Raw genomic sequence first — 20,991 nt, forward strand, 5'->3', positions numbered from 1 at the left:
ATGCTCGAACTTCAGTTCACCCAGACGCTGGGAAATCATACCCTGACCCTTAACGAGACGCTGCCTGCGAGCGGCATTACCGCCATCTTTGGCGTATCAGGTGCAGGGAAAACCTCATTGATCAATGCCATCAGCGGGCTGACGCGACCGCAGTCCGGACGGATTGTGCTCAACGATCGCGTCTTAAATGACGTTGAGAACAAAATTTATCTGGCACCGGATAAGCGGCGAATTGGTTATGTTTTTCAGGATGCGCGATTATTTCCGCATTACAGCGTGCGCGGTAATCTTCGCTACGGCATGGCCAAAAGCATGGCCGCGCAATTTGATAAGCTGGTGGCGCTGCTGGGCATTGAGTCACTGCTGGACCGGCTCCCTTCATCGCTTTCTGGTGGTGAAAAACAGCGCGTGGCGATAGGCCGCGCTTTGCTCACCGCGCCAGAACTGCTGTTGCTCGACGAACCGCTGGCCTCGCTGGATATTCCGCGAAAACGTGAACTGCTGCCCTATCTTCAGCGACTGGCGCGTGAAATCAATATCCCGATGCTCTACGTCAGCCATTCGCTGGATGAGATCCTGCATCTGGCCGATAAAGTGCTGGTACTGGAAGAGGGCAGCGTTAAGGCATTCGGTAATCTGGAAGAGGTGTGGGGCAGCAGCGTGATGCACCCGTGGTTACCGAAGGAGCAGCAGAGCAGCATCCTTAAGGTGAGCGTGCTGGAACATCACCCGCATTATGCGATGACCGCACTGGCGCTGGGCGACCAGCATTTGTGGGTCAACAAAATCGACAAACCGCTGCAGTCTGCGTTGCGTATACGCATTCAGGCTTCAGATGTCTCTCTGGTGCTGCAAGCACCGCTGCAGACCAGTATTCGCAATATCCTGCGCGCGAAAGTGGCGGAGTGTTTTGATGATAACGGACAGGTTGAGGTAAAGCTCGAGGTGGGCAGCAAGACGCTCTGGGCGCGCATCAGTCCGTGGGCCAGAGATGAGTTAGGAATCAAACCTGGCCTGTGGCTTTACGCGCAAATCAAGAGCGTCTCCATCACCACCTGATTACAGCAGGTGGGTATAAATATACTGCGCGATGCTGTCGGTGGTGTTATCACCAATCACGACGTTAGCACGCGCTTTTACCGCATCGTCGGCGTTGCCCATTGCCACGCCTGTACCGGCGGCCTCCAGCATGCTGATGTCGTTGTAGTTATCGCCAAAGGCAATCACATCCTGCATTGACCCGCCCTGTGACTCCACGAACTGCGTCAGACGCTTGCCTTTGCTGTTGCCTTTGCGGGCGATATCGACCTGGTCGTGCCAGGACCACTCGCACTCCAGACCCAGCGTTTGTTCAACGTGCGTCGCGAAGGCATTCAGTTTGGTGGTATCTTCATCCGTCAGCGCAAATTTCCAGATAGCATCGACATCCTGAGCCGCCTGGCGCAGGGAGGAAACCTGGGTAAAGACCGGACGCTGCGCTTCAGGCAGAGACAATGCCCAGTTGCTGGTGCGGATCACGTGGCCTGTCGGACGTTCATACACCATTGCGTTATCCACGTACATCAGGCCGTGAATGGCATGCTCATCAAGCAGATCAATCAATTGCAGCGCCTGAGGCACGGGCAGCGGATCGGATTCTAAAACCTTTTTTGCCTGATAATCATACAAATAAGTGCCATTACAACAAATTGCAGGTGTATCTAACGCCAGTGCCTGATAAAAAGGATGAATGGCAACGTGATGTCGACCCGTTACGATAAGGAGTTGATATCCCACTTCCTGCGCGCGTTTGAGTGCTTCAAGGGAAGAGGGGAGAAGGGTTTTCTGCGGAGTAAGTAAGGTACCGTCTAAATCCAGAGCTATTACACGCGAGGTCATTTGTTTTTCCGGGTTAATATTGAATTTACGTTCTGAAGGGATGGTACACCGAGAGGCAAAGGCTTCAAAATTCCCGATGACAATTCAGCATTCACCGTCAAAAGTTAACTACTTTCATGCGCAGAGAGGAGTGAATATTCATGAAACAAACCGTTTATACCGCCAGTCCTGAAAGCCAGCAGATCCACGTCTGGCGTTTAAATACCGAGGGTACCCTCACGCTGGTTCAGGTTGTTGATGTGCCAGGTCAGGTGCAGCCGATGGTTATCAGCCCGGATAAACGTTTCTTGTACGTGGGTGTGCGCCCGGAGTTTCGCGTGCTGGCCTACCGCATCTCGCCGGACGACGGCGCGCTGACTTACACTGCGGAAGCACCTTTACCGGGCAGCCCAACGCATATCTCCACCGATCGCAAAGGCAACTTCATCTTCAGCGGCTCTTACAATGCGGGCTGTGTCAGCGTAACGCGTCTGGAAGCGGGCCTACCGGTTGAAACCGTGGAGGTGGTTGACGGGCTGGAAGGTTGCCACTCGGCGAATATTTCTCCGGATAACCGTACGCTGTGGGTCCCTGCGCTGAAACAGGATCGTATCTGCCTGTTTACCCTGAGCGATGACGGTCACCTGGTGGCGCAGAATCCTGCAGAAGTGACCACCGTTGAGGGCGCGGGCCCGCGCCATCTGGTGTTCCACCCGAACCAGCAGTACGCCTATGTGGTGAACGAGCTGAACAGTTCTGTGGACGTATGGGAACTGAAAGATCCTAACGGCAAGATTGAGTGCGTGCAGACGCTGGATATGATGCCGTCTGACTTCTCTGACACCCGCTGGGCGGCTGATATTCACATCACACCGGATGGGCGTCATCTGTATGCCTGCGACCGTACCTCCAGCCTGATTACGGTATTCAGCGTTTCTGAAGACGGTAGCGTGCTGGCGATTGAAGGTTTCCAGCCTACCGAAACCCAGCCACGCGGATTTAATATCGATCACAGCGGTAAATACCTGATTGCGGCGGGGCAAAAATCCCACCACATCGCGCTGTACGAAATCAAAGGTGCGCAGGGACTGCTGGAAGAGAAAGGGCGTTACGCCGTCGGCCAGGGGCCAATGTGGGTGGTGGTAAACGTACACTAAAAGGCTTAAAACAAAAAACCTCGCAAATGCGAGGTTTTTTTATGCCCGGTGGGCACCGGGCGAGTACAGCAAAAGACATCAACGCATTCTTTTATTGCTTAGGCTCAGCAACCACTTTGCTGCCCAGACCGCGGTTGTTGTATTCCCACATGCGGTTGAAGTTAGCGTCATTCAGGTTGCGCTGCACGTTACCTTTATCATCCACGCTACCGGTATTGCCGGAGAAAGGACGTTTGGAGATAGCGGCATCGGCCCATGGCTTAGCCATGTTGAAACCTTCGTTGATCACGCTGTCACGAATAACAACCTGACCGTTGGTGGCAGAGTCCACATCCAGCGAGCGACCCAGCTGCGCGACGCCGTCACCGGACGCGTTAAAGCGGCTGTTAACGGCCAGGAAGCCGTAGAACAGGTTGGATTGCGTGGCCGGGGCAAACACATAACCTTCCTGCTGAGTGCGTGAATTCACCACGCGGAAATCGGTGTTCTCAAACACCACCGCGCCGCGACCGGAGACCAGATCCACGTCACCTTCAACGTAGCTGTTAGTGACCAGCGTACGGGTCAGACGGTTATTCTGCAGCGTGTTCTGAACACCGCTGTTCGTCACGAAGAAGGTGTTCTGACGGCCAAGAATATTCACGTTGTTGATCTGCACTTTATCGCCATCGCTACGCAGTGCAACGGCCTGGTGGTTACCGGCATCCACGCTATCGCCCAGGGTATTCTGAATGGTCAGGTTCTGCAGCTGCAGGCCATTATTCTGCGACCAGACGACCGCCGAACACATCACGCCGATGGTAGCTGCACGCTTGCTCTGGCAGTTGTCAAACATGTACCACGCCGGTTTGCCTGGCATGTATTTACCCGCCGGGTTGACCAGGCGACGCCAGGTGTTGCTGTCGATTTCAGAATCAATCGCCAGACCAATTTTCACGTCGACCGCTTTCTCGCCTGTCCCGTAAAGGGTGATGCTGCCCGGTGCTGCCGGAACGTAAACGGTGCCTTCATATTCCCCAGGCAGGATCGCGATGTACTGGCGAGAGGCGCTGTGTTTGGTGATCGCCGCGTCAACCGCAGCCTGAATCGTTGTGTGGGTCACGCCCTGCGTACCTGCCGGACCGACAACGAAGTCAGGTTGTTTCGGCAGGTTAATAGAAGACGGTGTCCACGGCGCAGCGTTAGGGTCCATCGCCGAGAAGTAGTGCGCACGGTCAAAGTTCTTCGCTTCATCAGCGGACAAAATCGGGCGAGAGGCGGTACCCGGTGCAACCTGCTCAGAAGGCTGCTGGTCCGGTGGGGTAGAACTGCATGCGGATAATGTCACGCCAAAGGCGAGCGCTAACGCCAGACGGGAAATCCTGGAAATGTTCAAGGTAAAGCTCCTGGGTATGCAAGTCTTAACGGGATAGACGAAATAGCCTGCTTTTTTATACTAAGTTGAGCGAAACGGGAAGATAAAAAGGGTAAAAGATGCATTTTTTACCCGCAGGAGGCGGGAAAGTCATCACAAATAAATAACATTTTCCGCCAGAGCGGTTGACAGCAGGGGGCAGATGAAAATAAATGTCTATACAACCCATGACAAGTGGAATGCCCATGCAGCAGCTTCATCCCGACGATGTAATATGGCGCAATGCGCGACTGGCGACAATGATCCCGGACGACAGCACGCCTTATGGCCTGAAAGCGCAGCACGCCCTGGTGGTGCGCGGCCAGACGATTCTGGCCGTTATTCCCGAATCCGACATCCCTTCCGGCCACCGTCACTGTGTCGATCTGCACGGTCGTCTGGTCACCCCCGGGCTGATTGACTGCCATACCCACCTGGTGTTCGGTGGCGATCGTGCGGCAGAGTGGGAGCAGCGTCTGAACGGCGTCTCTTATCAAACCATCAGCGCGCAGGGCGGCGGGATTAACGCGACCGTGACGGCGACGCGGAGCAGTTCGCCCGAGACCCTGCTCACGCTGGCGCAACAGCGTCTGCAGCGGCTGATCGATGAAGGGGTGACCACGGTTGAAATCAAGTCGGGATATGGTCTCAACGCCGAAGCGGAAGAGAAGATGCTGCAGGTCGCCCGCCAGCTGGGCCAGAACAATCCGGTAGAGATCAGCCCAACGCTTCTGGCTGCGCATGCGGTTCCGGCGGAATACCGCCATGACGCGAACGCGTATCTCACCACGGTGTGCGAGCAGATGATGCCCACGCTGTGGCAAAAAGGCTTATTCGAAGCCGTGGATGTGTTTTGCGAAAATGTCGGCTTCACGCCAGCGCAAACCGAGCGGCTTTTCCGCGCTGCCACTGCCCTGGGGATTCCGGTCAAAGGACACGTGGAACAGCTTTCAAATCTTGGCGGCGCGGCGCTGGTCAGCCGCTTTAAGGGGCTTTCCGCCGATCATATTGAATATCTCGACGATGACGGTGTTCAGGCGATGGCGCACAACGGCACGGTTGCGGTATTACTGCCGGGGGCATTCTATTTTCTTCAGGAGCGCCAGCGTCCGCCGGTTGAACAGCTCAGAAAAGAGGGCGTTCCCATGGCTGTCGCCACCGACTATAACCCCGGCACCAGCCCGTTCGCGAGTATTCATCTCGCGATGAATATGGCCTGCGTGCAGTTTGGCCTGACGCCTGAAGAGGCCTGGGCTGGCGTGACGCGACATGCTGCCCAGGCGCTGGGACGCGGGGCCACGCACGGGCAGCTGCAGGTTGGATTCGTGGCTGACTTTGTCGTCTGGGATGCACATCACCCGGTCGAAATGGTCTACGAGCCGGGACGCAATCCGTTGTATCAACGTATTTTCCGTGGGGAGAGCGTATGAGACTCTGGCGGCCGGTTGCCGAGACCGTCTGGCAGGGGCGCGACGACAGCGCCGAGGCCAGCAATGCAAAACGTATTTTTCAGACCCTGCGACAGATGCCGGTATTTACCCCTCAGTCATCCGGCATCGCTTTGATAGGGTTTGAATGTGATGAAGGGGTAAAACGCAATCAGGGCAGGCCCGGCGCCGTACAGGCCCCGGAGGTGCTTCGCAAAGCGCTGGCGAACATGGCAAGTCATCATGGACATGACCGGCTGGTGGATATGGGGTCGGTATATGTCGAGGGCGATAACCTGGAAGCGGCTCAGCGGGCGTTAAGCGATGCCGTGCAGGCCTGCCAGCAGTCCGGCATGCGTACGCTGGTTTTTGGCGGGGGACACGAGACCGCCTGGGCGCATGGCCGCGGGGTTCTGGATGCTTTCCCGAACGCGCGCGTGGTGGTGATAAATCTGGATGCACACCTTGACCTGCGCAAGGCGGACCACGCGACCTCCGGCACGCCGTTTCGTCAGCTGGCACACTACTGTGCGGAACAGGCACGCGATTTTCAGTATGCCTGCCTGGGCGTCAGCCGGGCGGCGAACACGCAGGCGCTGTGGGATGAAGCTGAGCGACTAAACGTCACGCTGGTGGAAGACCTTCATTTCAGGCGAGATGCGTTATCGGCTCTGGACAAGGTTCTGGCCCAGGCCGACCGCGTTTACCTCACCATTGACCTCGATGTTTTGCCTGCTGGTGAAATGCCAGCCGTCTCAGCGCCCGCGGCGTTAGGGGTACCCGCGCTGGATCTTCTGCCGGTGATTGAACACATCTGCCGCAGTGGAAAACTGCAGGCTGCCGATCTGGTAGAATTTAACCCGCAGTACGATCGGGACGGACAGGGGGCAAAGCTTGCCGCCCGTCTGGCCTGGCAAATTGCTCACTGGTGGGCATAACAACGTTTAAGGAGTCAGAATGTTTTCACGCTCACCCCTGTCGCAGTCCAGCCCTCCCGCGCCTTTCTACGAAAAGGTGAAGCAGGCCATCAGCGAAAAAATCGCAACCGGCGTCTGGCGGCCGCACGATCGCATTCCGTCCGAGGCCGAACTGGTCGCACAGTTTGGTTTTAGCCGAATGACCATTAACCGGGCGCTGCGCGAGCTGACCGATGAGGGCCTTCTGGTGCGTCTGCAGGGGGTCGGAACCTTCGTTGCGGAGCCGAAAGGGCAATCGGCACTGTTTGAGATCAGAAGTATTGCCGATGAGATAGCCTCGCGAAACCATCAGCATCACTGTGAAGTGCTGGTGCTCGAAGAGACACAGGCCAGCGCCGAGCAGGCCGTGGAGCTGAATGTCAAAGAGGGAAGCCGCATCTTTCATTCCGTGATGGTGCATTATGAAAACGACATCCCGGTGCAGATTGAAGATCGCTGCGTGAACGCCGGTCGGGTGCCCGAGTACCTGGATCAGGATTACACCCAGACCACGCCGCATGCCTATCTTTCGCTCATCGCGCCGCTGACGGAAGGGGAGCACATCGTGGAAGCGGTTCGCGCTACGCCGCAGGAGTGCGAACTGTTGCGGATCAAAGAGCACGATCCTTGCCTGCTCATTCGTCGCCGTACCTGGTCTTCGTCGCATATTGTGTCGCATGCCAGACTGCTGTTCCCGGGAAATCGATACCGGCTGCAGGGCCATTTCATGTCGTAAGGGTCATACGTTTTAAAAGCGTGATAGCTAACGCAATATAACAAAATTGTATCTTTTTTGTTAAATTCGACCTTGTGTGTGCTTGTCTATACAAGTATATCTGAATACATCATCTGTCCCGTATGAGGAGCACACAATGTCGTCAGGTAAATACCGCCAGCAGGATGTCCGCGCCGCGCGCGGCACCACACTTACCGCCAAAAGCTGGCTCACCGAAGCCCCGCTGCGCATGTTGATGAATAACCTCGATCCTGAGGTCGCGGAGAACCCCCACGAGCTGGTGGTGTATGGCGGCATAGGCCGCGCCGCGCGCAACTGGGAGTGCTATGACGCGATTGTTGAATCCCTGACTCATCTGGAACATGACGAAACCCTGCTGGTGCAATCCGGCAAACCGGTCGGCGTGTTCAAAACCCACAAGAATGCACCGCGCGTGCTGATCGCCAACTCTAACCTTGTCCCGCACTGGGCGACCTGGGAACACTTTAACGAGCTGGACGCCAAAGGGCTGGCGATGTATGGCCAGATGACGGCGGGAAGCTGGATCTACATCGGCAGTCAGGGGATTGTGCAGGGCACCTACGAAACCTTCGTGGAAGCCGGTCGTCAGCACTATAACGGTTCGCTGAAAGGTCGCTGGGTACTGACCGCCGGTCTGGGGGGAATGGGGGGCGCACAGCCGCTGGCCGCGACACTTGCCGGTGCCTGCTCCCTGAACATTGAATGTCAGCAGAGCCGCATTGATTTCCGACTGCGTACCCGTTACGTCGATGAACAGGCTGAAAACCTGGATGACGCGCTGGCACGCATCAAAAAATACACGTCAGAAGGCAAAGCGATGTCGATTGCGCTCTGCGGCAACGCGGCTGACATTCTCCCTGAACTGGTGGCCCGTGGTGTACGCCCGGATCTCGTCACTGACCAGACCAGCGCGCACGACCCCCTTCACGGCTATCTGCCATCGGGCTGGACGTGGGAAGCGTACCAGCAAAAAGCCGAAAGTGACCCGGAAGGCACGGTGCTCGCCGCTAAACGTTCCATGGCGGAGCACGTGAACGCCATGCTGGCCTTTAGCCAGATGGGCATTCCGACATTTGATTACGGCAACAATATTCGCCAGATGGCGAAAGAGATGGGCGTGAGTAACGCCTTCGACTTCCCGGGGTTTGTGCCTGCCTATATTCGTCCGCTGTTCTGTCGCGGTATTGGCCCGTTCCGCTGGGTGGCCCTGTCCGGCGACCCGGAAGATATCTACAAAACCGACGCCAAAGTGAAGGAGATCGTCGCCGACGACGAACATCTGCACCACTGGCTGGATATGGCTCGCGAGCGCATTAACTTCCAGGGCTTGCCGGCGCGGATCTGCTGGGTCGGGCTGGAGTGGCGACAAAAACTGGGTCTGGCCTTTAACGAAATGGTGCGCAGCGGTGAAGTCTCCGCGCCGATTGTTATCGGACGGGACCATCTCGACTCGGGCTCTGTTGCCAGCCCGAACCGTGAAACCGAAGCCATGCGCGACGGCTCCGATGCCGTCTCCGACTGGCCACTGCTGAATGCCTTACTGAATACCGCCAGCGGGGCGACCTGGGTGTCGCTGCATCACGGTGGTGGCGTAGGAATGGGCTTCTCCCAGCACTCGGGAATGGTCATCGTGTGTGATGGTACGGATGAAGCGGCAGCGCGTATCGCTCGCGTGCTGCATAACGACCCGGCAACCGGCGTAATGCGCCACGCGGATGCCGGTTACGAGATTGCGATTGAATGTGCCAAAGAGCAGGGCCTGAACCTGCCGATGATCCCTGCCACACAAGGAAAGCATTAATGAACGCCTTAACCCTCACTCCCGGCTCACTGACGCTCAAACAGCTGCGTAACATCTGGCGTCAACCGGTTACGCTCTCACTTGATGAAAGCGCCCACGCCGCGATTAACGACAGCGTTGCCTGCGTTGAAGCCATTATTGCCGAAGGACGTACCGCCTACGGCATCAACACCGGATTTGGTCTGCTGGCGCAGACGCGTATCGCCACGCACGATCTGGAAAATTTACAGCGCTCGCTGGTGCTTTCGCATGCGGCGGGTGTCGGTCAACCGCTGGATGATGACATTGTCCGCCTGATGATGGTGCTCAAAATCAACAGTCTGGCGCGTGGGTTCTCCGGAATTCGCCTCAGCGTGATCGAGGCGCTGATGGCGCTGGTGAATGCGGAAGTCTATCCGTGGATCCCGGCAAAAGGTTCCGTCGGTGCATCCGGCGATCTTGCGCCGCTGGCCCATATGTCGCTGCTGCTGCTCGGTGAAGGTCAGGCTCGCTGGAAGGGCGAGTGGCTCCCCGCGAAAGAGGCGCTGAAAAAAGCCGGATTAACCCCGATAACGCTGGCGGCGAAAGAGGGGCTGGCGCTGCTTAACGGAACCCAGGCCTCGACGGCGTTTGCGTTGCGTGGTCTGTTTGAAGCCGAGGATCTTTTCGCCTCTGCGGTCGTGTGCGGTGCGCTGACCACCGAGGCGGTGCTTGGCTCACGTCGTCCGTTTGACGCCCGTATCCACGAGGTGCGCGGCCAGCGCGGGCAGATTGACGCCGCGGCGATGTACCGTCACCTGCTGACCGAGACCAGCGATATTGCAGACTCTCACCATAACTGTGACAAGGTACAGGATCCCTATTCGCTTCGCTGTCAGCCCCAGGTGATGGGAGCCTGTCTGACGCAGCTGCGCCACGCGGCAGAAGTGCTACTGGTGGAGGCGAATGCGGTGTCTGATAACCCGCTGGTGTTCGCTCAGGAAAACGAAGTGGTCTCCGGGGGGAATTTCCACGCCGAGCCTGTGGCGATGGTGGCGGATAATATCGCGCTGGCGATTGCGGAAGTAGGGGCCTTATCCGAACGTCGCATCGCGCTGATGATGGATAAACATATGTCCCAGCTGCCGCCGTTCCTGGTCCGCAACGGCGGGGTCAACTCCGGTTTTATGATTGCCCAGGTGACGGCCGCGGCGCTGGCGAGCGAGAATAAGGCCCTGTCGCATCCGCACAGCGTGGACAGTCTGCCAACGTCAGCGAACCAGGAAGATCATGTTTCGATGGCCCCGGCCGCCGGACGTCGTCTGTGGGAGATGGCCGCCAACACCCGCGGCGTGCTGGCGGTGGAATGGCTGGCCGCATGTCAGGGCGTTGATCTGCGTGAAGGTCTGACATCCAGCCCGCTGCTGGAACAGGCGCGTCATCTGCTGCGTGAACAGGTCGCGCATTACGATGATGACCGTTTCTTTGCGCCGGATATTGATAAAGCGATCGCGCTGCTGGAGAAGGGAAGCCTGGTGGGCTTACTGCCTTCGGTGCTCTAAGATTTGCCCGGTGGCCCGGACACGTTCAGGCCACCGGTTTTTTTACGAATACATTGCCGTGATCGATGCGCTACCCAGCGAATGAAAATGGACGTTAAAGCCGACCATTGCGCCACTCGCGCCCTCATCCACCTCAATCTTGTCCACATCCAGCGCGTGAACCGTGAAGATATAGCGGTGCGTTTCCCCTTTTGGCGGCGCGGCGCCACCGTAACCCGCTTTGCCAAAATCGGTTCGGGTCTGGATAGCGCCTTCAGGCAGCGCCACCAGGTCAGAGCCGGAACCTTGCGGCAGAACGCGCGTATCCGCAGGCAGGTTCGCCACTATCCAGTGCCACCACCCTGAGCCTGTAGGGGCATCCGGGTCATAGCAGGTGACAACAAAGCTTTTGGTTCCCGCCGGAACATCGTCCCACGCCAGATGCGGAGAGATATTATCCCCCTGATAACCCATGCCGTTAAAAACGTGGCGTTCAGGCAGTTTTTCCCCGTCGCGCAGATCTTTACTGATGATTTTCATACTATTTACCTCGGTACCCGATTATGCAAAAAGTGTAATGCATAAACAGAGTACCGACGTTAACGCTCAGGGTTAAATCGCAAAATGTGCGGGAATGTTAACAGCGTCAACTACCGCAGCCGTTAACTGACGTAGCTGAGCCGGCGAGATAACATAAGGTGGCATCAGATAGATAAGCTTGCCGAAAGGACGCACCCACACCCCCCGTTCCACGAAGAAACGCTGCAGCGCCGCCATGTTAACCGGATGGGTGGTCTCAATCACGCCGATGGCACCCAGCACGCGCACATCCGCCACGAATTCAGCCGCGGACGCTGCGCTCAGCTCCTGGCGAAGCTGCGCTTCAATCGTCGCGACCTGCGTTTGCCACTCGCCGCTCTCGAGAATGGCCAGGCTTTCGCTCGCCACCGCGCAGGCCAGTGGGTTGCCCATAAACGTCGGGCCGTGCATAAAGCAGCCTGCGTCGCCGTCGCTGATGGTGTCGGCAACGTGGCGCGTTGTCAGCGTGGCGGACAACGTCATGGTGCCGCCGGTCAGCGCTTTACCCAGACACAGAATATCCGGTGCGATCCCAGCATGCTCGCAGGCGAACAGCTTGCCGGTGCGGCCAAAGCCGGTGGCGATCTCATCGGCAATCAGCAGAATGTCCTCGCGATCGCACATCTTACGAATGCGCGTCAGCCATGCCGGGTGGTACATCCGCATTCCGCCTGCACCCTGCACAACCGGCTCAAGAATAACGGCGGCAATCTCATGGCGGTGGGCAGCCATCAGCCGCGCAAAACCGACCATGTCCATTTCATCCCACTCCCCGTCAAAACGGCTTTGCGGTGCCGGGGCAAAGAGGTTCTCTGGCAGATAGCCCTTCCACAGGCTGTGCATGGAGTTATCCGGATCGCACACCGACATCGCGCCGAACGTGTCGCCGTGATAGCCGTTGCGGAAGGTGAGGAACCGCTGGCGGGTCTCACCTCTGGCGTGCCAGTACTGCAGCGCCATTTTCATCGCTACTTCCACGGCAACAGAGCCGGAATCTGCAAGGAAAACGCACTCCAGCGGGGCCGGGGTCATCGCGACCAGACGCCGGCACAGGTCAACCGCAGGCTGATGGGTGATACCGCCAAACATCACGTGCGACATCTGGTCAATCTGCGCTTTCATCGCCGCATTCAGACGCGGGTGGTTATACCCGTGAATAGCCGCCCACCAGGATGACATGCCGTCCACAAGCGACTCACCGCTGCTCAGGGTCAGTTCGCACCCGTGAGCCGAGGCGACCGGGTAAACGGGGAGGGGGCGGGTAGTGGAAGTGTAAGGGTGCCAGATATGCTGCTTGTCGAAGGCGAGATCGTCCTGGGTCATAATCGACTTGTAAACCATTTTGAAAAGTTTTAGGTTTACGAGTATAAACCGATCTGAAAATTAACAAAACCCTTTGGAGAAGCCCCATGGCTCACCACGCACGCTGGACGATGTCGCAAGTTACTGAATTATTCAACAAACCTTTCCTTGAGCTGATGTTTGAAGCCCAACAGGTGCATCGTCAGCACTTCGATCCACGCCATGTGCAGGTCAGTACGCTGCTGTCGATCAAGACTGGCGCATGCCCAGAAGATTGCAAATACTGCCCGCAGAGTGCGCGCTATAAAACCGGGCTTGAATCTGAACGTCTGATGGAAGTGGAGCAGGTGCTTGACTCTGCCCGTAAGGCGAAAAATGCAGGCTCAACCCGATTCTGTATGGGCGCGGCATGGAAAAACCCGCACGATCGCGACATGCCGTATCTGGAGCAGATGGTGAAAGGGGTGAAAGAGATGGGGCTGGAAGCCTGCATGACCCTTGGCACGCTGAACGAAGAGCAGGCACAACGCCTTTCCGCGGCAGGGCTGGATTACTACAACCACAACCTCGACACCTCCCCTGAATTTTACGGCAATATCATCACCACGCGGACCTATCAGGAGCGTCTCGATACGCTGGATAAAGTGCGTGACGCCGGCATCAAAGTCTGTTCAGGCGGGATTGTGGGACTGGGCGAAACGGTGAAAGACCGTGCGGGTCTTCTGCTGCAGCTGGCGAACCTGCCCACGCCGCCGGAAAGCGTGCCGATCAACATGCTGGTGAAAGTTAAAGGTACGCCACTGGCGGATAACGAAGACGTGGATGCATTTGATTTTATCCGCACCATTGCGGTGGCGCGTATCATGATGCCGACCTCCTACGTGCGCCTCTCGGCGGGTCGTGAGCAGATGAGCGAGCAGACGCAGGCGATGTGCTTTATGGCCGGGGCCAACTCCATCTTCTACGGCTGCAAACTGCTGACCACCCCGAACCCGGAAGAGGACAAAGACGTCCAGTTGTTCCGCAAGCTGGGGCTGAACCCGCATCAGACCGACGTCCTGACGGGGGATAACGAGCAACAGCAGCAGCTGGAGCAGCAGATTTTCAACGCCGATACTGACCAGTTCTACAACGCGGCAACCGTATGACCTGGCAGGCACGTATCCATTCCGCGCTTGAAGAACGCCGGGCGGCAGATGCCTTTCGCGTTCGCAACGTGGTAGAAAACGGCGCAGGCCGTTTTCTCACCCGCGAGGGCCGGCAGTTTTGCAATTTCTCCAGCAATGATTATCTCGGGCTGAGCCAGCACCCGGCAATCGTCCGCGCCTGGCAGCAGGGGGCGGAGCGGTTTGGCGTCGGCAGCGGCGGCTCGGGGCATGTCAGCGGCTACACCACGGCGCATCAGGCGCTGGAGGAGGCCCTTGCCGACTGGCTGGGGTATCCGCGTGCGTTGCTGTTCATTTCAGGTTTTGCCGCCAACCAGGCGGTCATCACCGCGCTAATGGGCAAGGACGACCGCATTGTTGCCGACCGCTTAAGTCACGCCTCGTTGCTGGAAGCGGCAAGTTTAAGCCCTGCGCAGCTCCGCCGCTTTGCCCATAACGATGCGGCTCAGCTTGCTGGCCTGCTCGATAAGCCCTGCACCGGACAGCAGCTGGTGGTCACAGAAGGGGTGTTCAGCATGGACGGCGACAGTGCACCGCTGCGTCCGCTGCATGAGACGGCGCAGCGACAAAACGCCTGGCTGCTGGTTGATGATGCGCATGGTATTGGCGTGATGGGTGAGGAAGGGCGCGGTAGCGTCCATCAGCAAAACGTTAAGCCGGAACTGCTGGTGGTGACTTTCGGGAAAGGTTTTGGCGTGAGCGGGGCGGCCGTGTTGTGCAGCGAGTCTGTCGCCGACTATCTGCTGCAGTTCGCCCGTCATCTCATTTACAGCACCAGTATGCCGCCCGCACAGGCCGTGGCGCTGTCTGCATCACTGGCGGTGATCCGCAGCGCTGAAGGTGGGGAACGACGGGCGCGTCTGGCGGAACATATCCGGCGTTTTCGCCAGGGGTTACGCCATCTCCCGTTCCAGAGCACCGATTCGCAGAGCGCAATCCAGCCGGTGATGGTGGGGGAAAACGGTCTGGCTCTCACGCTGGCGCAGACGCTTCGCGAGCGGGGGATATGGGTGACGGCTATTCGTCCACCAACCGTACCGCCCGGCACTGCCCGACTGCGTCTGACGCTCACGGCGGCGCACGAAGCAGAGGATATCGAAGCACTTCTGGAGGCGCTGCATGACACCCGTGAATAAACAGGCGATCGCGGCGGCATTTGGCCGGGCCGCGCGCAGCTATTCGCAGCACGATGAACTCCAGCGTCAGAGCGCGCAGGGGCTGCTTGCTTTACTCAACGAGACCCGGTTCCCTCAGGTGCTGGACGCCGGGTGTGGGCCGGGTGCCAATAGCCGACACTGGCGTGCGGCCGGCAGCGAGGTGACGGCCATCGACCTGTCGCCCGATATGCTTGAGGAGGCCCGTCAGCAGCAGGCCGCGCACCACTATCTGGTTGCCGATATTGAGTCCATTCCGCTGCCGGATGCGCGGTTTGATCTGGTCTGGAGCCATCTGGCGGTACAGTGGTGCAGTAGTCTCCCGCAGGCATTAAACGAGCTTTATCGCGTGGCGCGCCCGGGTGGATGCGTGGCCTTCACCACGCTGCTGGAAAGCTCTTTACCGGAGCTCAATCAGGCGTGGAAAGCGGTGGATGAACAACCTCACGCTAACCGTTTTTTGTCGTACGAGCAGGTCATCCACGCGCTGGCGGGATGGCGCTATCGCTGTGCTGAGCAGACCATTACGCTGAATTTCGACGATGCCTTCAGCGCCATGCGCTCCCTGAAGGGCATTGGTGCGACCCATCTGCATGCGGGGCGTGAAAAGAAACCTCTTACCCGCGGCCAGTTGCAGCGTCTTGAGCTGGCGTGGCCGCAGCAGCGGGGGCAGTTCCCGCTCTCATATCAACTTTTTCATGGGATTATTGAACGTGACTGAACGTTATTTTGTCACCGGAACAGATACCGAAGTGGGCAAGACGGTTGCCAGCTCAGCGCTGCTGCAGGCGGCGCGCATGCAGGGAAAAACCACCGCCGGATATAAACCTGTCGCCTCCGGCAGCGAGATGACGGCGCACGGGTTACGCAATACCGACGCGCTGGCGCTTCAGCGCAACAGCACGCTTGAACTTGCCTATTCAGCGGTGAATCCGTACACCTTTGCCGAGCCCACCTCGCCGCATATTATCAGCGCCGATGAAGGTCGCCCGATTGATTTTGCCGTGCTTTCTGCCGGGTTACGCGCCCTTGAATGCCAGGCTGACTGGGTGCTGGTGGAGGGCGCCGGTGGCTGGTTTACGCCACTTTCGGCGGACCAGACCTTTGCTGACTGGGTGCAAATCGAGCAACTGCCGGTAATCCTGGTGGTAGGGGTCAAACTCGGCTGTATCAACCATGCGATGCTGACCGCCCAGGCCGTTCAGCAGGCCGGGCTGCGCCTGGCCGGCTGGATAGCCAACGACGTGGTTGCGCCGGGCAGGCGACATCAGGAGTATCTGGCAACGCTGAAGCGGGTGCTTCCTGCGCCGTTTCTTGGGGAGATCCCGTGGCTGGCTGACACTGCCGGGTGCGCTGAAACCGGGCATTACCTCGATCTCAGCGTCTTGCCTCCAGCGACATCCAGTGGGCGATAAGCTCGTCATCCAGCTCGTTAACGTGGCCCTGGGCCACGTTACGCCCGCGATACAGCATGCAAAAGCGCTCCGCGACCCGGCGGATAAACGACAGCTGCTGCTCAGCTAACAACACCGTCATTCCCAGTTCCCGGTTTAACCGCACCAGCAGCTGGCTCAGCTTCTGGGCGAAGCTGTGGCCCGCGCCATGCATCGGTTCATCCAGAATCAGCATCCGCGGACGGATGACCAGTGCATTGGCCAGCGCCAGCTGATACTGGTCGTCTGGCGAAAGCGTGTTGGCCCGGGTTTGTCGCAGCGCATAGAGTTCCGGAAAGAGGTCGTAAACGTCACTTTTCGCTTCAGGGTCAGGTTTCCCTGTCGCCCGCATGGCGATATGCAGATTTTCATCAATGGTTAGCTGGGAGAAAATCCGCCTGTCCTGCGGGACATAGCCTATTCCCGGGCCAGCGAAGGGTTCTGGCGTCTGGCTAAGCAAATCTCGCGGCGGTGCACCGGCTTCGTGCCAGATGATGGTGCCGCTGTCGACAGGCACTTTCCCGGCGATGCAATTCATCAGGGTCGTTTTGCCCATCCCCGGCAGGCCAACAACGCCTGTACACATGCCTTTGGGAAAATCTAAATCCACGTTCCATAGCGTATGTTGGCTTCCGTAAAACTGGTTAACTGCACGCAGACTCAACATCTTTCTCTCCTTAAAAATCTGTGTGGATGAGGCTCATTGTGGGATGTGCAAAACTCCTGCCAGAAACCCTAAATTGATTAAAAAAGAGGCTTTTTTAGGAATTTGTCCTGGATAAGCGGTGTGTGATTACCCCCTTTGCACATCCGCGGTGCCGGACGTGATGAGTTGTGGTGCAGGGTTAAAATGGTGGAAATGTGAGCAAGATCGCATCGGTTGGTTATGAATGACACAACTGTTTATCAGCAAAAAATAGCTATAAAAAATTTTTGCTGCCGTTTCGTGGGAAAAGTCGGGAATTTGCTGAGCGGCGGTCTGCACGGGCTGGAAGCAGTTATCCACTATTCCTGTGGATAACCATGTGCATTAGAGTTAGAAAACACGCGATAAGCGAGAGAAGACGCGGGTTACGACCAAATTGGCGCGAAACGCGGCTTTAGAAAATATCGCTTAATATTTAATTGGTTAGATAAAAGCAATTGCCGTAATGAAAGTGTCACCTGTTGCCATAAAACTATCATTACCTGGCTTGACAAATGTTAAAAAAGAAAAAGTTCTGGGGATAACCCGTCCTGACTGGTGTTTTATGTTGTCACGGTCCAAATTTTGACCGCTATCGCGCTAATCACCCTGCCGGTACTCTAAATATCCTGACATGCTACTGGTTTTTCATCCAGTGTTTTTTACTGGCATTCCTGGCAGCAACGAGTAAAATTACTCACCTGCCGCTTATAACGTCATCAGGTTGTCGCCCATGAGTAAACCGTTCAAATTGAATTCTGCATTCCGTCCTTCCGGCGATCAGCCTGAGGCGATCCGACGTCTCGAAGAGGGGCTGGAAGATGGGCTGGCGCACCAGACGCTGCTGGGGGTAACCGGTTCGGGCAAAACGTTTACCATTGCCAACGTTATCGCCGATCTGCAGCGCCCCACGATGGTGCTGGCCCCAAACAAAACCCTGGCCGCTCAGCTTTACGGCGAGATGAAAGAGTTCTTCCCGGATAACGCCGTGGAATATTTTGTCTCCTACTACGATTACTACCAGCCTGAAGCGTATGTCCCGAGCTCTGACACCTTCATTGAGAAAGATGCCTCGGTGAACGAACACATTGAGCAGATGCGTCTGTCGGCGACGAAGGCGCTTCTTGAGCGTCGCGATGTGGTGGTGGTGGCGTCAGTGTCGGCTATCTACGGTCTGGGCGATCCGGATCTCTATCTCAAGATGATGCTGCACCTGACCCAGGGGATGATCATCGATCAGCGCGCTATTTTACGCCGTCTGACAGAGCTGCAGTACACCCGTAACGATCAGGCGTTCCAGCGCGGTACCTTCCGCGTGCGCGGCGAGGTGATTGATATCTTCCCGGCAGAGTCGGACGATGTCGCCCTGCGCGTTGAGCTGTTTGACGAAGAGGTTGAACGCCTGTCGCTGTTTGACCCGCTGACCGGCCACGTCGAGTCGGTCGTTCAGCGCTATACCATCTACCCGAAAACGCACTACGTGACGCCACGCGAGCGTATCGTGCAGGCGATGGAAGAGATCAAAGTTGAGCTGGCAGACCGCCGTAAGGTGCTTCTGGCGAATAATAAGCTGCTGGAAGAGCAACGCCTGAGCCAGCGCACCCAGTTTGACCTGGAGATGATGAACGAGCTGGGTTACTGCTCAGGTATCGAAAACTACTCACGTTTCCTCTCCGGGCGTGGTCCGGGCGAGCCACCGCCGACGCTGTTTGATTATCTGCCGGCAGACGGTCTGCTGGTGATCGACGAATCTCACGTGACTATCCCGCAAATTGGCGGGATGTATCGCGGTGACCGGGCGCGTAAAGAGACGCTGGTGGAGTATGGTTTCCGTCTGCCATCGGCACTGGATAACCGTCCCATGAAGTTTGAAGAATTTGAGGCGCTGGCACCGCAAACCATCTACGTCTCGGCTACGCCGGGCAACTACGAGCTTGAAAAATCGGGCGATGAGGTGGTTGACCAGGTCGTGCGTCCGACCGGGCTGCTGGATCCGATTATCGAGGTGCGTCCGGTCGCCACTCAGGTTGACGATCTGCTGTCAGAAATCCGTATCCGCGCGGCCATCAATGAGCGCGTGCTGGTAACGACGTTGACCAAGCGTATGGCGGAAGATCTCACCGAGTATCTTGAGGAGCACGGTGAGCGGGTGCGTTACCTGCACTCGGATATCGATACCGTCGAGCGTATGGAGATCATCCGCGACCTGCGTCTGGGCGAGTTTGACGTGCTGGTGGGTATCAACCTGCTGCGAGAAGGCCTGGATATGCCAGAAGTCTCGCTGGTGGCGATTCTGGATGCCGACAAAGAGGGCTTCCTGCGTTCTGAACGCTCCCTGATCCAGACCATTGGCCGTGCCGCGCGTAACGTTAACGGTAAAGCGATCCTTTACGGTGACAAAATTACCCCGTCAATGGCGAAAGCAATTGGCGAAACGGAGCGTCGTCGTGAGAAACAGCAGCGTTACAACGAAGAGCACGGTATTACGCCGCAGGGCCTGAACAAGAAAGTGGTGGATATTCTGGCGCTGGGTCAGAACATTGCGAAGACCAAAGCGAAAGGGCGCGGGAAGGCGCGTTCAGTGGTTGAGCCGGATACCGTCGAGCTGACGCCAAAAGCGCTGCAGCAGAAAATCCACGAACTGGAAGGGCAGATGATGCAGCATGCGCAGAACCTCGAATTCGAAGAGGCCGCGCAAATCCGCGACCAGCTGCATCAGCTGCGCGATCTGTTTATCGCCGCCTCCTAGGTAAAAGCAAAATGACAGCCACAGGCTGTCATTTTTTTAGTGTTTGCTCTCTCCCGTGGGAGAGAAGTTGGGTGAAGGCATAATCTCTATCCCAGGTCCTGAATCGCCTTCTCCAGCGCTTCACGCAGCAGGTGACGGTCGTGGCGATATTTAATATCGCTCGCTTCCAGCGGCTCCTGAACCACCACGCGATCGCCAATCCCTGATACATCAACTTTCGGGCCGACCACCACGCCATCGATGATTTTCTTCCCGACGTACTGCTCCATCAGATTCAGTTTGTCCGCCAGCGACAGGCTCGCCGCCGCCGGGCTCAGCTCACGGCCTAAATTGCCGATGTAAACCATGGGGGCGGGCGTTCTGCGCAGAGCCTGTGCCAGCTCTTTGACCAGTAAAATGGGCATCAGGCTGGTGTAAAAACTGCCCGGCCCAATCAAAATCAAATCCGCTTCGCCGATGGCCTCAATGGCTTCACGCGTGGCGGGCACGCTTGGGTAGGTCATCAGCTCTTTTGGCGGCACGGTAAGCTGGTCGATGTTCACTTCGCCATAAACCTCGTGCCCTTCCGCATCGATTGCCATCAAATCGACCGGTTGTTCGGACATCGGGATCAGGAACGCGTCAACCTTGAGCAGGTTTCGGATCAAATTGATGGCTTCCAGCGGGCGCACTGACAGGTGATCCAGCGCTTTAAGCATCAAATTTCCAAGGTTATGCCCGGAAAGTTCGCCGTTACCGCCAAAACGGTACTCAAACATCGCCGAAGCGACGCTCGGCTCGGTAATTAACTGGTTCAGACAATTACGCATATCGCCCCAGGCGATACCCCCTTCCGCGCGTCGAATACGCCCGGTGGAGCCGCCATTATCCGTGGTTGTCACTATCCCTGTCAGCCTTGAGCCAAGTGAGGACAGAGAAGACATCACTCGCCCCAGACCATGGCCTCCGCCAAGAGCGACAACACGGTCAAGATCCGCAAAAGTGCGATTGCGCATACACATTCCTTATCACGTTCGATCTGCGTAACACTACCCTAACTACCCCTAAAAGACGATGCCTCACCCGGCGCAAAATGA

Annotated in this window: 18 protein-coding genes; 12 read left to right on the plus strand and 6 right to left on the minus strand. The window is 57.3% G+C overall.

Features of this window, described 5'->3' with window-relative positions:
* Nucleotides 1–1,059 (plus strand): molybdenum ABC transporter ATP-binding protein ModC, encoded by a 1,059-nt coding sequence (gene modC, locus AM379_RS14765; RefSeq protein WP_020884945.1) that lies wholly within the window; start codon nucleotides 1–3, stop codon nucleotides 1,057–1,059.
* On the opposite strand, the gene AM379_RS14770 is transcribed toward modC, so the two are convergent.
* Entirely contained in the window at nucleotides 1,060–1,878 is an 819-nt protein-coding gene (locus AM379_RS14770; RefSeq protein WP_025204641.1) for a pyridoxal phosphatase, read from the minus strand.
* 140 nt (nucleotides 1,879–2,018) lie between these two features.
* On the opposite strand from AM379_RS14770, the gene pgl reads away from it, so the two are divergent.
* Nucleotides 2,019–3,014 carry a 6-phosphogluconolactonase gene (pgl, locus tag AM379_RS14775; protein WP_106503844.1) on the plus strand — a complete coding sequence of 332 codons (996 nt, stop codon included), beginning with the start codon at nucleotides 2,019–2,021 and terminating at the stop codon, nucleotides 3,012–3,014.
* Nucleotides 3,015–3,105: 91 nt separating this feature from the next.
* Here the strand turns inward: pgl and AM379_RS14780 are convergent, their stop codons facing one another.
* Nucleotides 3,106–4,389, minus strand: a complete 1,284-nt coding sequence (locus AM379_RS14780; protein WP_014169207.1) for a putative acyl-CoA thioester hydrolase — start codon at nucleotides 4,387–4,389, stop codon at nucleotides 3,106–3,108.
* Nucleotides 4,390–4,613: 224 nt separating this feature from the next.
* On the opposite strand from AM379_RS14780, the gene hutI reads away from it, so the two are divergent.
* The 5 genes from hutI to hutH all read left to right on the plus strand — a co-directional run bounded on the left by hutI (nucleotide 4,614) and on the right by hutH (nucleotide 10,868).
* On the plus strand, nucleotides 4,614–5,837 hold the full coding sequence (hutI, locus tag AM379_RS14785) for an imidazolonepropionase (protein ID WP_106503845.1): 1,224 nt from the start codon (nucleotides 4,614–4,616) through the stop codon (nucleotides 5,835–5,837).
* Entirely contained in the window at nucleotides 5,834–6,772 is a 939-nt protein-coding gene (gene hutG, locus AM379_RS14790; RefSeq protein ID WP_106503846.1) for a formimidoylglutamase, read from the plus strand. Before hutI ends, hutG begins: the two co-directional genes overlap by 4 nt.
* A gap of 19 nt (nucleotides 6,773–6,791) precedes the next feature.
* A complete protein-coding gene (locus AM379_RS14795; RefSeq protein ID WP_047357123.1) occupies nucleotides 6,792–7,526 on the plus strand; it encodes a histidine utilization repressor in 735 nt (244 codons plus the stop codon).
* A gap of 136 nt (nucleotides 7,527–7,662) precedes the next feature.
* The gene (hutU, locus tag AM379_RS14800) at nucleotides 7,663–9,348 is read left to right on the plus strand and encodes a urocanate hydratase (RefSeq protein ID WP_020884940.1); all 1,686 of its coding nucleotides are present in this window, start codon (nucleotides 7,663–7,665) and stop codon (nucleotides 9,346–9,348) included.
* Nucleotides 9,348–10,868: a histidine ammonia-lyase gene (hutH, locus tag AM379_RS14805; protein ID WP_044866436.1), complete on the plus strand. Its 1,521-nt coding sequence runs from the start codon at nucleotides 9,348–9,350 to the stop codon at nucleotides 10,866–10,868. Before hutU ends, hutH begins: the two co-directional genes overlap by 1 nt.
* Nucleotides 10,869–10,910: 42 nt before the next feature.
* On the opposite strand, the gene AM379_RS14810 is transcribed toward hutH, so the two are convergent.
* Complete coding sequence (locus tag AM379_RS14810) at nucleotides 10,911–11,387, minus strand: kinase inhibitor (protein WP_014169213.1); 477 nt, start codon at nucleotides 11,385–11,387, stop codon at nucleotides 10,911–10,913.
* 72 nt (nucleotides 11,388–11,459) lie between these two features.
* Nucleotides 11,460–12,749, minus strand: coding sequence for an adenosylmethionine--8-amino-7-oxononanoate transaminase (bioA, locus tag AM379_RS14815; protein WP_425592155.1), 1,290 nt, complete (start codon nucleotides 12,747–12,749; stop codon nucleotides 11,460–11,462).
* Nucleotides 12,750–12,835: 86 nt separating this feature from the next.
* On the opposite strand from bioA, the gene bioB reads away from it, so the two are divergent.
* The 4 genes from bioB to bioD are packed head-to-tail and all read left to right on the plus strand — an operon-like array spanning nucleotide 12,836 to nucleotide 16,463.
* A complete protein-coding gene (gene bioB / locus AM379_RS14820; RefSeq protein WP_014169215.1) occupies nucleotides 12,836–13,876 on the plus strand; it encodes a biotin synthase BioB in 1,041 nt (346 codons plus the stop codon).
* A complete protein-coding gene (gene bioF / locus AM379_RS14825) occupies nucleotides 13,873–15,030 on the plus strand; it encodes an 8-amino-7-oxononanoate synthase (RefSeq protein ID WP_106503848.1) in 1,158 nt (385 codons plus the stop codon). Before bioB ends, bioF begins: the two co-directional genes overlap by 4 nt.
* Nucleotides 15,014–15,769, plus strand: coding sequence for a malonyl-ACP O-methyltransferase BioC (gene bioC, locus AM379_RS14830; protein WP_106503849.1), 756 nt, complete (start codon nucleotides 15,014–15,016; stop codon nucleotides 15,767–15,769). The genes bioF and bioC overlap by 17 nt, the downstream gene beginning before the upstream one ends.
* Nucleotides 15,762–16,463 (plus strand): dethiobiotin synthase, encoded by a 702-nt coding sequence (gene bioD / locus AM379_RS14835; protein WP_063934396.1) that lies wholly within the window; start codon nucleotides 15,762–15,764, stop codon nucleotides 16,461–16,463. Before bioC ends, bioD begins: the two co-directional genes overlap by 8 nt.
* On the opposite strand, the gene AM379_RS14840 is transcribed toward bioD, so the two are convergent.
* The gene (locus AM379_RS14840) at nucleotides 16,426–17,148 is read right to left on the minus strand and encodes an ABC transporter ATP-binding protein (protein WP_014169219.1); all 723 of its coding nucleotides are present in this window, start codon (nucleotides 17,146–17,148) and stop codon (nucleotides 16,426–16,428) included. The two genes, bioD and AM379_RS14840, sit on opposite strands and share 38 nt — an antisense overlap.
* A gap of 751 nt (nucleotides 17,149–17,899) precedes the next feature.
* Between AM379_RS14840 and uvrB the strand changes: the two genes are divergently transcribed.
* Nucleotides 17,900–19,915 (plus strand): excinuclease ABC subunit UvrB, encoded by a 2,016-nt coding sequence (gene uvrB / locus AM379_RS14845; RefSeq protein ID WP_079231254.1) that lies wholly within the window; start codon nucleotides 17,900–17,902, stop codon nucleotides 19,913–19,915.
* 86 nt (nucleotides 19,916–20,001) lie between these two features.
* On the opposite strand, the gene yvcK is transcribed toward uvrB, so the two are convergent.
* The gene (gene yvcK, locus AM379_RS14850; protein ID WP_020884933.1) at nucleotides 20,002–20,910 is read right to left on the minus strand and encodes a uridine diphosphate-N-acetylglucosamine-binding protein YvcK; all 909 of its coding nucleotides are present in this window, start codon (nucleotides 20,908–20,910) and stop codon (nucleotides 20,002–20,004) included.
* Nucleotides 20,911–20,991 lie beyond the last annotated feature (81 nt).

Origin of the sequence: Enterobacter cloacae complex sp. FDA-CDC-AR_0132 (assembly GCF_003010695.1) — a bacterium.
GTDB classification, from domain to species: Bacteria; Pseudomonadota; Gammaproteobacteria; order Enterobacterales; family Enterobacteriaceae; genus Enterobacter; species Enterobacter ludwigii.

Coding starts and splice junctions, on each gene's coding strand:
- hutI (WP_106503845.1), top strand. CDS start 4,614: ATGCAGCAGCTTCATCCCGACGATGTAATATGGCGCAATGCGCGACTG.
- hutG (WP_106503846.1), top strand. CDS start 5,834: ATGAGACTCTGGCGGCCGGTTGCCGAGACCGTCTGGCAGGGGCGCGAC.
- AM379_RS14770 (WP_025204641.1), bottom strand. CDS start 1,878: ATGACCTCGCGTGTAATAGCTCTGGATTTAGACGGTACCTTACTTACT.
- hutU (WP_020884940.1), top strand. CDS start 7,663: ATGTCGTCAGGTAAATACCGCCAGCAGGATGTCCGCGCCGCGCGCGGC.
- hutH (WP_044866436.1), top strand. CDS start 9,348: ATGAACGCCTTAACCCTCACTCCCGGCTCACTGACGCTCAAACAGCTG.
- uvrB (WP_079231254.1), top strand. CDS start 17,900: ATGAGTAAACCGTTCAAATTGAATTCTGCATTCCGTCCTTCCGGCGAT.
- AM379_RS14810 (WP_014169213.1), bottom strand. CDS start 11,387: ATGAAAATCATCAGTAAAGATCTGCGCGACGGGGAAAAACTGCCTGAA.
- AM379_RS14795 (WP_047357123.1), top strand. CDS start 6,792: ATGTTTTCACGCTCACCCCTGTCGCAGTCCAGCCCTCCCGCGCCTTTC.
- yvcK (WP_020884933.1), bottom strand. CDS start 20,910: ATGCGCAATCGCACTTTTGCGGATCTTGACCGTGTTGTCGCTCTTGGC.
- pgl (WP_106503844.1), top strand. CDS start 2,019: ATGAAACAAACCGTTTATACCGCCAGTCCTGAAAGCCAGCAGATCCAC.
- bioF (WP_106503848.1), top strand. CDS start 13,873: ATGACCTGGCAGGCACGTATCCATTCCGCGCTTGAAGAACGCCGGGCG.
- modC (WP_020884945.1), top strand. CDS start 1: ATGCTCGAACTTCAGTTCACCCAGACGCTGGGAAATCATACCCTGACC.
- AM379_RS14840 (WP_014169219.1), bottom strand. CDS start 17,148: ATGTTGAGTCTGCGTGCAGTTAACCAGTTTTACGGAAGCCAACATACG.
- bioB (WP_014169215.1), top strand. CDS start 12,836: ATGGCTCACCACGCACGCTGGACGATGTCGCAAGTTACTGAATTATTC.
- bioA (WP_425592155.1), bottom strand. CDS start 12,749: ATGACCCAGGACGATCTCGCCTTCGACAAGCAGCATATCTGGCACCCT.
- bioC (WP_106503849.1), top strand. CDS start 15,014: ATGACACCCGTGAATAAACAGGCGATCGCGGCGGCATTTGGCCGGGCC.